Origin of the sequence: Neoroseomonas soli, assembly GCF_018129065.1 — a bacterium.
Classification (GTDB): Bacteria; Pseudomonadota; Alphaproteobacteria; order Acetobacterales; family Acetobacteraceae; genus Neoroseomonas; species Neoroseomonas soli.
Genome location: NZ_JAAEDM010000021.1, coordinates 18530 through 32058, shown reverse-complemented (window position 1 = coordinate 32058; position 13529 = coordinate 18530). Strand labels below are relative to the sequence as shown.

Annotated in this window: 13 protein-coding genes; 6 read left to right on the top strand and 7 right to left on the bottom strand. The window is 70.8% G+C overall.

Going from position 1 to position 13529, the window contains the following annotated elements:
- Positions 1 to 6: 6 nt before the first annotated feature.
- On the bottom strand, positions 7 to 882 hold the full coding sequence (locus tag GXW76_RS10275; RefSeq protein WP_338150932.1) for a hypothetical protein: 876 nt from the start codon (positions 880 to 882) through the stop codon (positions 7 to 9).
- Positions 883 to 940: 58 nt separating this feature from the next.
- Between GXW76_RS10275 and GXW76_RS10270 the strand changes: the two genes are divergently transcribed.
- Genes GXW76_RS10270 through GXW76_RS10260 form a run of 3 tightly spaced genes read left to right on the top strand, consistent with a single transcriptional unit; the run spans position 941 to position 4610 of the window.
- Positions 941 to 1495 carry a pentapeptide repeat-containing protein gene (locus GXW76_RS10270; protein WP_211861920.1) on the top strand — a complete coding sequence of 185 codons (555 nt, stop codon included), beginning with the start codon at positions 941 to 943 and terminating at the stop codon, positions 1493 to 1495.
- Entirely contained in the window at positions 1441 to 3687 is a 2247-nt protein-coding gene (locus tag GXW76_RS10265) for an ATP-dependent helicase (RefSeq protein ID WP_211861919.1), read from the top strand. The genes GXW76_RS10270 and GXW76_RS10265 overlap by 55 nt, the downstream gene beginning before the upstream one ends.
- Entirely contained in the window at positions 3684 to 4610 is a 927-nt protein-coding gene (locus GXW76_RS10260) for a 50S ribosomal protein L11 methyltransferase (protein WP_211861918.1), read from the top strand. The genes GXW76_RS10265 and GXW76_RS10260 overlap by 4 nt, the downstream gene beginning before the upstream one ends.
- Here the strand turns inward: GXW76_RS10260 and GXW76_RS10255 are convergent.
- Entirely contained in the window at positions 4594 to 4881 is a 288-nt protein-coding gene (locus GXW76_RS10255) for a hypothetical protein (protein ID WP_211861917.1), read from the bottom strand. The genes GXW76_RS10260 and GXW76_RS10255 overlap by 17 nt on opposite strands.
- A 121-nt stretch (positions 4882 to 5002) precedes the next feature.
- On the opposite strand from GXW76_RS10255, the gene GXW76_RS10250 reads away from it, so the two are divergent.
- Positions 5003 to 5356 (top strand): hypothetical protein, encoded by a 354-nt coding sequence (locus GXW76_RS10250; protein WP_211861916.1) that lies wholly within the window; start codon positions 5003 to 5005, stop codon positions 5354 to 5356.
- A gap of 5 nt (positions 5357 to 5361) precedes the next feature.
- On the opposite strand, the gene GXW76_RS10245 is transcribed toward GXW76_RS10250, so the two are convergent.
- Positions 5362 to 6489, bottom strand: a complete 1128-nt coding sequence (locus GXW76_RS10245; protein WP_211861915.1) for an LLM class flavin-dependent oxidoreductase — start codon at positions 6487 to 6489, stop codon at positions 5362 to 5364.
- A gap of 108 nt (positions 6490 to 6597) precedes the next feature.
- Positions 6598 to 6960, bottom strand: coding sequence for a DUF1127 domain-containing protein (locus GXW76_RS10240; protein WP_211861914.1), 363 nt, complete (start codon positions 6958 to 6960; stop codon positions 6598 to 6600).
- Positions 6961 to 7126: 166 nt separating this feature from the next.
- Between GXW76_RS10240 and GXW76_RS10235 the strand changes: the two genes are divergently transcribed.
- Together GXW76_RS10235 and GXW76_RS10230 are read left to right on the top strand one after the other, a co-directional pair.
- Positions 7127 to 8902, top strand: coding sequence for a M24 family metallopeptidase (locus GXW76_RS10235; RefSeq protein WP_408904321.1), 1776 nt, complete (start codon positions 7127 to 7129; stop codon positions 8900 to 8902).
- A 136-nt stretch (positions 8903 to 9038) separates the two neighbouring features.
- Complete coding sequence (locus tag GXW76_RS10230; RefSeq protein ID WP_211861913.1) at positions 9039 to 9818, top strand: lipase family protein; 780 nt, start codon at positions 9039 to 9041, stop codon at positions 9816 to 9818.
- Here the strand turns inward: GXW76_RS10230 and GXW76_RS10225 are convergent.
- From GXW76_RS10225 to GXW76_RS10215, 3 genes are all read right to left on the bottom strand, one after another.
- Positions 9790 to 10431 carry a LysE family translocator gene (locus tag GXW76_RS10225; RefSeq protein ID WP_246514083.1) on the bottom strand — a complete coding sequence of 214 codons (642 nt, stop codon included), beginning with the start codon at positions 10429 to 10431 and terminating at the stop codon, positions 9790 to 9792. The two genes, GXW76_RS10230 and GXW76_RS10225, sit on opposite strands and share 29 nt — an antisense overlap.
- 275 nt (positions 10432 to 10706) lie before the next feature.
- Positions 10707 to 12869: an NAD-dependent DNA ligase LigA gene (gene ligA, locus GXW76_RS10220; RefSeq protein WP_211861912.1), complete on the bottom strand. Its 2163-nt coding sequence runs from the start codon at positions 12867 to 12869 to the stop codon at positions 10707 to 10709.
- 141 nt (positions 12870 to 13010) lie between these two features.
- Positions 13011 to 13487: a GNAT family N-acetyltransferase gene (locus tag GXW76_RS10215; protein WP_211861911.1), complete on the bottom strand. Its 477-nt coding sequence runs from the start codon at positions 13485 to 13487 to the stop codon at positions 13011 to 13013.
- Positions 13488 to 13529: the final 42 nt, after the last annotated feature.

Here is a 13529-nt window from a genome sequence, read left to right as displayed (position 1 = left end):
CGCGCCTCAGCCCGGCCTTAACCGCGCATACACCGGCCTGAGCAGGAACGGGCTCAGGAACAGCGGGAACTGGCACAGCGCGAAGAACAGCAGGATCCGCTCATCCGTCGCCGCCGGCAGCACGGCGAGATACAGCGCCATGTTCCGGTTGCCCGAGAGGAGCCCCGCCGCCAGCGACAGCCGCTTCCCGGCCGGCGCGAAGGCGAGCGCCGTGGCGATGTTCAGCCCGAAATTCCCGGCGAAGGCCAGCGCCAGCCCGCCCAGCATCCATGCCGGCTCGACCATCAGCCTGGCCAGCATCCCGTCCATCACGCCGAAGCCGTAGAGCACCACCAGCCAGACCACCGCGCCATCGACCGCCGGACCGACGCGGTTCAGCGTCGCGGCCCCGACCGCGCGGCGGATGGCGATGGAAATCAGCAAGGGCAGGCCCACCACCAGCGCCAGTCGCGTCATCAGCCCGGTCAGCGAGATGGCGAGGTCGATCCCCATCAGCCCCAACGCCAGCGGCGGCGCGGTGAAGGGAATCAGCAGCGTGGTGACCACGGCGACGACCAGCGAGATCTCCCCATCCAGCCCCACAAGCCGCGCGAAAGCCGGGGAGGATGTCGCCGCGCAGCCCGTCGCGCTGATCACCAGCGCCGCGCCGAGCGGCCCGTCGAGCCCTGTCCCCATCGCCACGGCATAGGCAAGCAGCGGGCAGATCAGCAGCAGCCAGGCGGTCAGCGCCGCCACCAGCATGGGGCGGCGGAGGTAGCCGAAGACCTGCGCCGGATCGACCCGCAGCAGCACCAGCGTCATCAGCCCGGCGACGGTGATCGTCACGACGTCCCGGAACAGCGCCGCCAGCGGCGGTATGAACAGCCCGGCGAAGATTCCCACGGCGAGCAGCGTGCCACCCTGCCGGGCGGACCATTCCAGGAATCGCAGCGGTGACAGGATGGAACGTCCCGGCCGGTTGGAGGTCTTCGCCTCAGGTTCTATATGCCATGGCGTGCGTACGCCATCCTCGCTCCTCACCCTGCTCGCGGGGTTGGTCCTTTTCGCAGGGCCGGCCCTGGCCGGCTGCACCGATCCCCCCGCGCCCGAAGTGGTGTGGCGACGATGTCTGCTCGACGAGGCGGACCTGGACAGGGCCGAACTCTCCCGCGCGATGCTGCGCGACGCTTCCTTCCAGCGCGCGACGCTGCGGGAGGCGAAGCTGGTCGAGGCGGACGGGATCGAGGCGCGCTTCGTCTCGGCGAACCTGTCGGGGGCGGATCTCTCGCGAGCCAATCTGCGCCAGACGGATTTCACCCGCGCGAACCTCCAGCGGGCCGTGCTGGCCGGGGCGGACCTGCGGCGCGCGACCCTGTTCCGCGCGGACCTGACGGATGCCGACCTGACCGGGGCGAATCTCTCCGGCGCCAACCTCTCCGGTGCGCAGCTCGGCGGCGCGCGATGGACGGACGGCCGGCGGATCTGCGCCGCCGGCTCGGTGGGCAACTGCCAGTGAGCGGCGCGGACTACCTCGTCCGCCTCAACCCCGAGCAGCGCGCGGCGGTCGAGGCGGTGGACGGGCCGCTGCTGGTGCTCGCCGGCGCGGGCACCGGCAAGACGCGCGTGCTGACGACGCGCTTCGCGCATATCCTGCTGCAGGGGAAGGCATACCCGTCGCAGGTGCTTGCCGTCACCTTCACCAACAAGGCGGCGCGGGAGATGCGGGAACGTGTCTCCGCCATCCTCGGCCAGCCGGCGGAAGGGCTGTGGCTCGGCACCTTCCATGCGCTCGCCGCGCGCATGCTGCGGCGGCACGCGGAGCTGGTGGGGCTGACGTCGAACTTCACCATCCTCGATGTCGATGACCAGACGCGGCTGCTCAAGCAGGTGATGGAAGCCATCGGCCTGGACCTGAAACGCTGGCCGCCGAACGGGATGATGGCGGTGATCCAGCGTTGGAAGGATCGCGGCCTCTCGCCCGAGGCCGTCACGCCCGCCGAGGATTCCGACTACGCCAATGGCCGCGGCACCGAGATCTACGCCGCCTACCAGGACCGTCTGAAGGCGCTGAACGCCTGCGACTTCGGCGACCTGCTGCTGCATGTCGTGAACCTGCTGCGCGACAATGCGGAGGTCCTCGCCGACTACCACCGCCGCTTCCGCTACATCCTGGTGGACGAGTACCAGGACACCAACCTGGTGCAGTACTACTGGCTGCGGCTGCTCGCCCAGGGGCACCGGAACATCTGCTGCGTCGGTGACGACGACCAGTCGATCTATTCCTGGCGCGGGGCGGAGATCGAGAACATCCTCCGCTTCGAGAAAGACTTCCCCGGCGCGAAGATCGTCCGGTTGGAGAGCAACTACCGTTCCACGCGCCACATCCTCGCCGCCGCCTCCGGGCTGATCGCGAAGAACACCGGCCGCCTCGGCAAGACGCTGCGCCCCGGGCGCGCGGATGCGGAAGGGGAGAAGGTGCGCGTCGTCTCGCTGTGGGACAGCGAGGAAGAGGCGCGCATGGTCGGCGAACGCATCGAGGCCGCGCGGCGTGAGGGCTTCTCGCTCGGCGAGGTCGCGATCCTCGTGCGCGCCGGCTTCCAGACGCGGTCCTTCGAGGAACGGCTGATCGTCCTCGGCATTCCCTATCGCGTCGTCGGCGGCGCGCGCTTTTACGAGCGGCAGGAGATCCGCGACGCGCTAGCCTATTTCCGCGTCGTGGGGCAGCCGGCGGACGACCTGGCCTTCGAGCGCATTGTGAACACCCCGAAGCGCGGCCTCGGTGACACCGCGATGCAGTCGATGCACGCCATCGCGCGGGCGGAATCGCTGCCGCTGTCGTTGGCTGCCGCGCGCGCGCTGGAAACGGGCGCGATCAAGCAGGCCAAGGCGCGCGCGGCGTTGCAGGACTTGCTGCGCGGCTTCGAACGTTGGCGCGCCATGGCCGGCGCGGAAGGCCATGTGGTGATGGCCGCGACGCTGCTCGATGAATCCGGCTACGCGGAGATGTGGAAGCAGGACAAGTCGCCCGATGCGCCGGGGCGGCTCGACAACCTGAAGGAACTCGTGCGCGCCATGGGCGAGTTCGAGAACCTGGCCGGCTTCCTCGAACACGTCTCCCTGGTGATGGAGAACGACGACGCGGCGGAAGGCGAGCGCGTCTCGCTGATGACGCTGCACGGGGCCAAGGGCCTCGAGTTCGACATGGTCTTCCTGCCGGGCTGGGAAGAAGGGCTGTTCCCGTCCCAGCGCTCGCTCGACGAAGGCGGCGAGAAGGCGTTGGAGGAAGAACGGCGCCTTGCGTACGTCGGCATCACCCGTGCGCGGCGCGTCGCGGTGATCAGCCATGCGGCGAACCGGCGCATCTACGGCAACTGGCAGTCCTCGCTGCCGTCTCGCTTCCTCGATGAACTGCCGGTGGGCGAGATCATCGTCGAGGGCGGCGCGCAGCGGGAAGCGCGCAGCCATGCCTCGGTCTTCGCCGGCGGCGGGCTGTACGGGATGCGTCCGCGGCGGATGATCGAGGCCGGCGCCTGGGAAGTGAAGGAACGCCCCGCCGCGACCGGCAATTTCTCGGTCGGCGAGCGCATCTTCCACCAGAAGTTCGGCTACGGCCGCATCACCGCGATCGAGGAGAACCGCCTCGACATCGATTTCGAGAAGGCGGGATCAAAGCGCCTGCTGGACAGTTTCGTGGAGAAGACCCGATGAGACCCTCGGGCCCCGATGCCCCAGGCGCGCTGTCGCGCCGCCGGGCGGAACCGCTGGAAGCCCTGGTGATCGACGGGCTGCCGGAACACGCCGTGCCGGTCTTCGAGGCGGCGCTTGAACAGGTCTGCACCACCGTCGCCTATTTCCGCGACGAGCCGACCGACACCTGGCGCATCGAGGGCGTGCGCGAGGCCGGCGCGCATGATGACGAACTGGACGCCGCGCTGGCGCTCGCCGCCGCCGTCGCGGGCATCGAGCCGCCCATCGTGCAGGTTTCCCCGGTCGAGGCGGAAGGTTGGCTCGCCCGCACCGTACAGGCCTTCCCCGAGATGCCGGTCGGCCGGCGCTTCCTGATCCGGCCGACGCATGTGCCGGACCCGCGCACCCATGGCCGCGTGGTGCTGAAGCTGGATGCGGGGCTGGCCTTCGGGTCCGGGGAACACGCCTCGACCCAGGGCTGCCTGCGCGCCTATGAGGCGATCGCGCATCGGCGGCCGCGGACGGTGTGTGACCTCGGCAGCGGGTCCGGCATCCTGGCGATGGCGGCGGCGAAGACGGTGCCCTGTCGCGTGCTGGCGACGGATATCGAGCCCTGGTCCGTGCGCGTCTGCGACCAGAATGCGCGGATGAACGGCCTCGGGCCGCGGCGGATGCGCAGCATCCTGGCCGATGGCTGGAAGCCGCGCATGATGAAGGGCGCGCGCTACGAACTGATCTTCGCGAACATCCTGGCACGGCCGCTCTGCGCCATGGCGCGGGACCTGGCGCTCCATCTGGCGTCGGGCGGAACCGCGATCCTGGCGGGGCTGCTGGGCACGCAGGCGCGGATGGTGCTGGCCGCCCATCGCCGCCAGGGGCTGGTGCTGGAACGGCGGATCGATGTCGGGCCGTGGACGACGCTGGTGCTCAGGCGCCGCGGCTGAGCAGGGCGCGTTCGGTTTCGGCGTTGCGTTCCAGGGCCTTTGCGTTCGCCTCATAGGCGCGCCGTGCCTGGATCACATCCACGAATGCGCGTTCGAGGTCGCCGCTGGCCTGGGCGGCGGTCAGGCCCTGGTTGCCGGTCGGCGGCGCGGGCGAGGGGTCCGCGCCGCGGGCGCTGCCCGGTGTCGGATCGGCGATGACCGTGGCGGCGTCGGCAAGGCGTTCCGTCGCGCGCTGCATCCCCTGGACCGAGGCGTTGAGGGCCACCTGCATCGTCTCAGCCTGCGCGGCGCAGGTTAGCAATTCGTGAATATGCGCCGCCGCGAAGCATCCGGCCCCGGTTCCGGGGCGCGGACGGATTGAAGGGGTGGCTGTCCTCGCCGATCCTCGCGGAATGTACGAAGACATCGGAACGATGCTGCGGCGGCTGGCCAGGACCGCGGTGCTGGTCGCCGCGCTCGGCGGGCTTCTCTATGGCGGGCTCGCGGCGGTCGCGGAACAGGGCTACGGCCGCTGGCTGATCAGCCTGTTCCTGGCCGCGCCGATGACCGCCTTACTCGCCTTTGTCGTCTTCGATGCGCTGCGCCGGGGCGTTTTCCCGCGCCGGGGCGGCAGCGCAGGCCGTGCCGAGCAGCCGCTGGCCTATTGGTCGAACCTCGTCCTGTATGCAGCCTGCGGATTGGCATTCGGCGCGATGGCTGTCTGGAGCGGCGCGGAACTGCTTGCCGCCGCGCCGGAGCGCCCCTGAACCGATCAGGCCGTTGTCCCGAGAGGTTCACGCGCTTCCGTCGCGGCCAGGTGCCGCCGCAGCTTCGGCATCACCTCCTCGGCCAGCCGCCGCATCGATTCCGCTTCCCAGGCTGCATTGACGCCGGACCAATCCAGGCCCGGCATCAGCAGGTGACCGAAGGGGCCGACCTCCTCGCGCAGCGCCACCAGGCGGTCGAGCACGGTCTTCGCGCTGCCGCTGATGACGCAGGCTTCGATCATGTCCTCGGGCGTGGCGCTCATCGGGTCCATGTCGTCGCGCGGCGTCATGGTGGCGGCGAGGCCGGCGCGCTTCGCCAGGCTGCCGAGGTAGTCGAAGTAGTAGCGCGTGGCGCCTTCGGGTGCGGTGGCGCGGGCCTGCGCCTCGGCGTCGGTCGCGGCGATGACGAGGTTGCGTGCGACGCGCCAGTTGGATCCGTCCACGGGCCGGCCGGCTTCCGCCAGCCCCTTCGCCATGCTGCGCCAGTGCCCGGCGAGGACGCGGTGCGCGACGAAGTTCGCGCTGATCACGCCCCAGCCGCGCGCCGCCGCGACGGTCACGCCGTAGCTCTCCGGCTGGCGCGCCGAGATGTGGATGGAAGGCCCGCCCGGCCGAAACGGCTTCGGCATGAAGCCGACGCCGTATTCGGGCAGCACCGTGCGCGTCAGCCGGATCGGCCAGGTGCGGCCTTCGATCTCGTAGGGCGGGTTGCTGCCCCAGATCGCCTGGATCGTGGCGATGGATTCCAGCATGCGCTTGCCGCGCTCGATCGGCTCGATGTCGCCGAAGAGTTCGAAATCCGAGGCAAGCCCCCCGGCGCCGATGCCGAACAGCAGCCGGCCGCCGGACATGTGGTCGAACTGCGCGACCTCGGCGGCGACGATGGCGGGGTGGTGGTTGGGAAGGTTGATGACGCCGGTGCCGAAGGTCAGGCGCGTGCGGTGGATCAGCCCCGCCATGAACATCAGCGGCGAGGCGATCGGCTCGGACGTGGCGGAGAAATGCTCGCCCACCCACAGCTCGTCGAAGCCCAGCCGGTCGGCCAGCAGCGACTTCTCGGTGTCCTCGGCGAGGGTTTCGTGCATCGGCCGCTGCGGTGGGTGCAGCGGCATCATGAACAGGCCGAGGCGCATCGTGGGAACCCTTCCTCCGTTCTCCCGGAGGCTAAGGGCTGCGCGCCCCCCGGTGAAGGTGGGGGCGGGGCCGCGGCGAGGGGGGAACCGCGGCCCCGCGGAACCCGGTCAGGCCGCGCGGGTGGCGCGGCGCTGGCCGGCGTCGTTGGCCGGGCGGGGATCGAAGCCGGGCTCGAAGACCCGCCCGATGTCGAAGCGCGTCATGCCGATATCCTGCAACTCGCGGTCGGACAGGGAGCGCAGCGCGTTGTAGGTATCGACCCGGGCCGGAAAGGTGACGACGGCGCGGACCAGCGCCTCGATCACGCGGCCCACGGCGCGCACGCCGCGGCGGATGCCATCGGCGATCGCGGCATCGCGCGCGGTGATGGCGGCGAGGCGGATGCGCTCGACCTCCGCCATGCGGCGGGAGGAGATGGTGGTGGCGGGCAGCAGCAGGGCGGCCTCGGCCTTGGTGATGGCGGTGTCCATGGCTAGTTTTCCCTCGCGGTGCCGGCGGGCTGTTTCGATGCCGGCCTACATGTCTTGGCAGTCATATAGGTGCACGTGCGCCACAGGTGATGCGCGAAGGACACGGCTGAGATATGCGTGAGATGCGTGGTTACCTGTGGATGGATGCAATTTTGCGGTGACAAGGATCACAGCCCTGACCCCCTCCGAACGCCTTGCCGCCCTCCGTGCCCGCCTCGCCGAGGCCGGCGTCCAGGGCTTTATCGTGCCCCGCGCCGATGAGCATCTCGGCGAATACGTGCCGCCCTCGGGCGAGCGCCTGGCCTGGCTGACCGGCTTCACCGGCTCGGCCGGCATGGCCATCGTCCTGCCGGACCGTGCTGCCGTCTTCACCGATGGCCGCTACACGTTGCAGGTCCGTGCCCAGACCGACGGCAGCCTCTGGGAGTGCCGCCATGTCACCGAGGAACCGCCGGCGGAGTGGCTGAAGGCCCACGCCCAGGACCTCGCCATCGGCTACGATCCATGGCTGCACGCCGCCTCGGCGATCGAGCGTCTGACCGTCCCAGGCCTGCATTTCGTGCCGCTCACCGCGAACCCGCTGGACGCCGTCTGGGCCGACCGCCCCGCCGCGCCCATGGCCGAGGCGGTGCCGCATCCGATCGAGTTCGCCGGCAAGCCCTCCGCCGAGAAGCGCGCCGAGGCCGCCGCCACGCTGCGCGATGCGCAGGAGGAGGCGGCGGTCCTCGCCGATGCGCATTCGCTCGCCTGGCTGCTCAACATCCGCGGCGGGGACCTGGCGCATACGCCGCTCGCCCTCGGCTTCGCGCTGCTGCATGCCGATGCGCGGGTCGATCTTTTCATGGATCCGCGGAAGGTGCCGGCGGAGACGCGCGTGCATCTGGGCAACGATGTCGTCGTGCGCCCACGGTCGGAACTGCCCCAGGCGCTCGATGCCCTGCGCGGCCGCCGCGTGCGCATCGATGCCGAGGCCACGCCCGCCTGGTTCACCCATTGGCTGCGGGAGGCCGGCGCCGAGATCAGCGCCGGGGAAGACCCCTGCCGCATGCCGCGCGCCTGCAAGAACGCGGTGGAGCGCGACGGCGCGCGCGCCGCGCACCGGCGCGATGCGGCGGCGATGGCGCGCTTCCTCGCCTGGTTCGCGGCCGAGGCGCCGAAAGGCGGGCTGACCGAGATGTCGGCCGCCGCGCAACTCCTGGCCTTCCGCCAGGACGGCGAGCGGTTCCGCGGCGAATCATTCCCCGCCATCTCCGGCGCCGGAGAGCACGGCGCGATCGTCCATTACCGCGCCATGCCGGAGACCGATCGCCGCATCGCGCCGGACGAGGTCTACCTGATCGATTCCGGCGGCCAGTACCTCGACGGCACCACCGACATCACCCGCACGCTCTGGACCGGGCCCGGTGCGGCCCCCGCCGCGGTGAAGGAACGCGTGACGCGCGTCCTGAAGGGGCACATCGCGCTGGCGACGGCGCGCTTCCCCACGGGCGTGGCGGGCCCGCACCTCGATGCCCTGGCCAGGCGCGCGCTGTGGGATGAAGGGCTCGACTACGACCACGGCACGGGGCACGGGGTCGGGTCCTTCCTCTCGGTCCATGAGGGGCCGGTGGCCTTCAGCCGCACGGCGCGCGTGGTGCCGTTGCGGGAGGGGATGATCCTGTCCGACGAGCCGGGCTTCTACGCCACGGGCGAATACGGCATCCGGCTCGAGAACCTGCTGCTCGTGGTGCCGGCGGAACTGCCCGCGGCGACGAAGCCCTTCCTGCAGTTCGAGACGCTGACCCTGGCGCCGTTCGAGTGCGCGCTGATCGAGCCCGCACTGCTCACGACGGCGGAACGGGAGTGGCTGAACGCCTACCACGCGCGGGTGCTGGCAGAGGTGGCGCCGCTGGTGGACGAGGTGACGCTGGACTGGTTGAGGGGCGCATGCGCGGCGGTGTGAAAGTCGCGGGGGAGGAGAACCTCCCCCGCCCCCCCTCCCTTCTTTGTCTCTTGGAGACTGACCTCGGAAGTCAGTTCCCAAGAGACAAGGAAGGTTGGGGGGCTCGGGGGGAAGTTCTCTTCCCCCCGTCTTCCCCATGACCCTTCAAGGGCGCCGCGTCCTGCTCGTCTACGGCCTCATGGGCGAGGTCGTCGCCGCGCTGCGCCCCTTCGGCCTGGACTACATGCAGCCGCTGCGCGATTGGCTCGTCGCGCAGGGCGCGGATACCGCCGTGGTGCCGCTGCAAACGGCCGAGCCCGTCTCGGCCAATGCCGCCCGGCTGCGTGTCGTGCTGCTCGACGATCCCCGCCCCGCGCTGATCATCGCGCACAGCAAGGGCGGCCTCGAGACGCTGGCCGCGCTGCTGGACCTGGAAGCGCAGGCGCGCTGCATCGGCTTCCTCGCCATGCAGTCGCCCTTCTACGGCAGCCCCGTGGCCGATGCGGTGATGGGGGCGAAGCCGCTCGAGGCCGCGGCCGGAGGCCTGGCGCGGCTGCTGCGCATCGGCTCGAGCGAAGGGGTGCGGGACCTGACGACCGGTGTCCGTCGCCTCTGGATGGCGGCGGCGGCGGAACCCGTCGCCCGGCTGCTGGCCGCCCTGCCGGTCGCCTGCCTGGCGACGGAGGTGCGCGAGGGTTCGGCGCGCGGGCGCGAACGGCTGCACCTGGCCGCCGCGCAATGGATGGAGCGGCGCGGCCACGGCCCGAATGACGGGCTGGTGCCGGTGGAGAGCGCCCTGATCCCCGGCGCGCGCCACCTGGTCCTGCCAGGCAGCCACATCGCGACGGTCAGCGAGGGGCCCGGCCGCGACCCGGTCGCCCTGATGCGGGCCGGGCTGGACGCGCTGTTCAGCGCGGAGCGCCCGCCAGCAGCCTGACGCCGAGCCCGAGGAACAGCGTCCCCGCCGCGCCATCCAGCCAGCGGCCGGCGGAGGAGGCGCGCAGCCGCTGCGCGATGCGCCCGGCGCCCGCGATCAGCACGGCGAAGAAGGGAATGGACATCAGCGGCAGCAGCGGCCCGAGGATCAGCATCTGCACCCAGGCCGGGCTGCGCGACGGGTCCACGAAAACCGGCACGAAGGCGAGGAAGAACAGACCGACCTTGGGGTTCAGCAGGTTGGTCAGGAATCCCTGCCGATACGCCGCGCCGAGGCTGACCGACGGCGCGCCGCCATCCCCGAGCCCGCCTTCCCCGCGCAGCGCCGCGCGGATGGCATGGAAGCCGAGCCAGAGCAGGTAGGCTGCGCCGGTGATGCGCAGCGCCGTGAACAGTCCCGGATGCGCGGCCGCCAGGGCGGCCACGCCGGCTGCGGCCGCCAGGATGTGCACCGCCGCACCCGTGAGGATGCCGCAGGTCGCCGCCCATCCGCGCCGCGCCGCGCCCGAGAGCGTCTGGCCCAGCACGAAGGCCATGTCCGGCCCGGGCGTCAGCACCAGCACGACGCAGGCGAGGAGGTATCCGGCAAGCAGGTTGGGATCGACGGGCATCATGCGCGCTTTGATGGCGCACAGGCGGCCCATCGGTCCAACGCATAGGCCTGATGCGGAGGATCAGCGGGGTTGATGGCGTGTTCCTTGTTGGGACCCTGCCCCGGGGCTGCGAGCGGCCTTCCCGCCAGTTCGCGGGATCCCGGCGGAACAGGGGGCGGGGCGGCGGGCGCGTTGCAAGGGAGGAAGGCCGGGGGAGGGGAACCTCCCCCGAACCCCCTCCCTTCCTTGGGGAATTGGGCTGGAGCGCCGAGGGGCCGCATCTGCGCGGACATGGGTCAGAAGGCCGCCATGTCGCGCCATTCGGCTTCGGTCAGGGTGCGGACGCCGAGTTCGGCCGCCTTCGTCGCCTTGGAACCGGCATCGGCGCCAACCACGACGAAATCCGTCTTCTTCGAGACCGACTTGGTGACCTTGGCGCCCAGGCGCTCCGCCTGCGCCTCGGCCTCGTCGCGCGTCATGGTCTCCAGCGTGCCGGTGAAGACCATGGTCTTGCCGGCGAAGGGGCTGTCGGTGGCGGCAGCGGCCTCGGCGGGAAGGGGCGGGGCCTCGCGCGCCAGGTCGTCGAGAGCGGCGAGCATGCGGGGCTCCGCGAAGAACTCGACCAGTTCCTCGGCGATGGCGGGGCCGATGCCCTGGATGGAGCCGAGTTCCTCGCGCGCTTCGGAGCCGATGACATGGGCCGCGATCATCTTCGCGCGCCATTCCTCCAGCGTGTGGTAGTGGCGCGCGAGCAGCTTGGCGTTCTGTTCCCCGATGCGGCGGATGCCGAGGGCGAAGATGAAGCGCTCCAGCGGCACGTTGCGGCGCGCCTCGATCGCATCGAGCAGCTTCTGGACCTTGCGCGCGTCCTCGGCCTTCTTCGATCGAGCGCCCCAGCCTTCCCATTGCCGCATGCGATCGGCCTGCTGCGCCAGGCGGAAGATATCCGCAGGGCTGCGCACCAGGCCCTCGTCGAAGAGCTTCTGGATGTTCTCCTCGCCCAGCCCCTCGATATCCATCGCGCGGCGGGAGGCGAAATGCTTCAGCCGTTCCACCGTCTGCGCGGCGCAGACCAGGCCGCCGGTGCAGCGGCGCACCACGTCCTCGCCGTCGCGGATGGCGTGGCTGCCGCAGACGGGGCAAGTCGTCGGGAAGGCGAAGGGCACCGCATCCGCCGGGCGCTTTTCCGGCACCACGCCGAGGATCTGCGGGATCACGTCGCCGGCGCGCTGGAGGATGACGGTGTCGCCGATGCGAACGTCCTTGCGCGCGATCTCGTCCTCGTTGTGCAGCGTGGCGTGGCGGACGACGACACCGCCGACGGTGACCGGCTGCATCACCGCGCGCGGCGTCAGCGCGCCGGTGCGGCCGACCTGGATCTCGATGTCGAGCAGCCTCGTCGTCGCCTGCTCCGCCGGGAACTTCCACGCGGTGGCCCAGCGCGGCGCGCGGCCTACGAAGCCGAGGCGGCGCTGCCAGTCGAGCCGGTCGATCTTGTACACGACGCCGTCGATGTCGTAGCCGAGCGAGGCGCGCTGCTCGCCGATGCTCCGCTGGAATTCGGCAGCGTCCTGCTCGCTGGCGAGCCGCTTCGAGAGCGGGTTCACCGCGAACCCCCAGTGCTTCAACCGCGCGAGGAATTCGTGATGGCTGTCGGCGGGAGGCTCGCTCGCGGCACCCATGGCGTAGGCGAAGAGCTTCAGCGGCCGGGACGCGGTGATGCGGGGGTCGAGCTGGCGCACCGAACCGGCCGCGGCGTTGCGTGGGTTGGCGGGAACGACGATCGCATCGCCGAGCTTCTCCCCGCGCGCGCGGCGCTGTTCGCGTTCCTCCGCCGCCTTCTCCTGCGCGGCACGGAAGGCGAGGAATTCCGCCTTGTCCATGAAGACCTCACCGCGGATCTCGATGCGGGCGGGGTGGGGGGCATGCAGCTTCCGCGGCAGGTCGCGCAGCGTCAGCAAGTTCTGCGTGACGTCTTCCCCTTCCGTGCCGTCGCCGCGCGTCGCGCCCTTCACGAAGGTGCCGTTCTCATAAAGCAGGTTGATCGAGAGGCCGTCGATCTTGGGTTCGGCGACGAAGGGCAGGGGCTCCTCCGCAGCCAGGCCGAGGAAGCGGCGGATGGAAGCGCAGAACTCGCCGAACTCGTCCTTCGAGAAGACGTTGTTGAGGGAGAGCATCGGCTCCCCGTGGCGCGACTTGGCGAAGCCTTCCGCGACGGCGGCGCCGATGCGGCGGGATGGGCTGTCCTCGCGCATCAGCGCCGGGAAGCGCGCCTCGATGGCGCGGTTGCGCAGCACCAGCGCGTCGTATTCCGCGTCGGTGATCTCGGGCGCGTCCTTGCCGTGGTAGAGCGCGTCGTGGTGCGCGATCTCCCGCGCAAGCGCGGCGAGTTCGTGCCTGGCCTCGGCCTCGGTCAGCGAGGCGGGATCGCGGTCGCGCAGGGCGGTGTCGGCGGTCATGCTTCGGCTTCCGCGGCCAGGGTTTCGTAGGCGGCGCCGACGAGGAACCGCCCCTCGAAGGCTCCTTCGGATTCGGCGCCGAGGGAGATGTAGAACGCCGTCGCCCTCGTCGTCATGCGTGGCGCGGAGGGCAGCGTGCGCTCATCGCGGCTGCTCGGCGGCCAGGTTGAGGAAATCCTGCTCCACGACAGCGAAGGCGAGGACCCGTTCCCCGCGAGCGCCGAGGCGTCGGTAGAAGGCGTGTGCGGCGGTATTGCCGTCCTTCGCCGTCAGCCAGAGATGCCGCGCTCCCTGGGCGTGCCCGGTGCGGGCGAGGGTGGCGAGCAGCGCGCGGGCCGCACCCTGCCGGCGGTGCCCGGGCGTCACGTAGAGGTCGCCGACATAGAGCCCGTGCTCGGCATGCCCCGTCTCATAGGTGCGGTGGGCGGTGGCGTACCCGACGAGCGTGCCGTCCGTGGCCTCGGCCACCATGACGATGGCGCTGGCGTCCTGGATGAGGTCGGCTTCGACCTTCGCGACCGTCAGCAGTTCGACGGAATCCCCCAGGTCGCGGTTCAGTTCGATCATCAGCGCGTGCAGTGCCGGCGCATCGCCTGATGCCGCGCTCCGCACCGTCACGGCGCTGTCCTCCTGCGAGGGCGGAGTCGCAGAGAAGGGAGA

What these genes read in the sequence shown, in the direction of transcription:
- GXW76_RS10270 (WP_211861920.1), top strand. Translation starts at nt 941, where the DNA reads ATGGAACGTCCCGGCCGGTTGGAGGTCTTCGCCTCAGGTTCTATATGC.
- GXW76_RS10265 (WP_211861919.1), top strand. Translation starts at nt 1,441, where the DNA reads ATGGACGGACGGCCGGCGGATCTGCGCCGCCGGCTCGGTGGGCAACTG.
- GXW76_RS10260 (WP_211861918.1), top strand. Translation starts at nt 3,684, where the DNA reads ATGAGACCCTCGGGCCCCGATGCCCCAGGCGCGCTGTCGCGCCGCCGG.
- GXW76_RS10255 (WP_211861917.1), bottom strand. Translation starts at nt 4,881, where the DNA reads ATGCAGGTGGCCCTCAACGCCTCGGTCCAGGGGATGCAGCGCGCGACG.
- GXW76_RS10250 (WP_211861916.1), top strand. Translation starts at nt 5,003, where the DNA reads ATGTACGAAGACATCGGAACGATGCTGCGGCGGCTGGCCAGGACCGCG.
- GXW76_RS10245 (WP_211861915.1), bottom strand. Translation starts at nt 6,489, where the DNA reads ATGCGCCTCGGCCTGTTCATGATGCCGCTGCACCCACCGCAGCGGCCG.
- GXW76_RS10240 (WP_211861914.1), bottom strand. Translation starts at nt 6,960, where the DNA reads ATGGACACCGCCATCACCAAGGCCGAGGCCGCCCTGCTGCTGCCCGCC.
- GXW76_RS10230 (WP_211861913.1), top strand. Translation starts at nt 9,039, where the DNA reads ATGACCCTTCAAGGGCGCCGCGTCCTGCTCGTCTACGGCCTCATGGGC.
- GXW76_RS10225 (WP_246514083.1), bottom strand. Translation starts at nt 10,431, where the DNA reads ATGATGCCCGTCGATCCCAACCTGCTTGCCGGATACCTCCTCGCCTGC.
- ligA (WP_211861912.1), bottom strand. Translation starts at nt 12,869, where the DNA reads ATGACCGCCGACACCGCCCTGCGCGACCGCGATCCCGCCTCGCTGACC.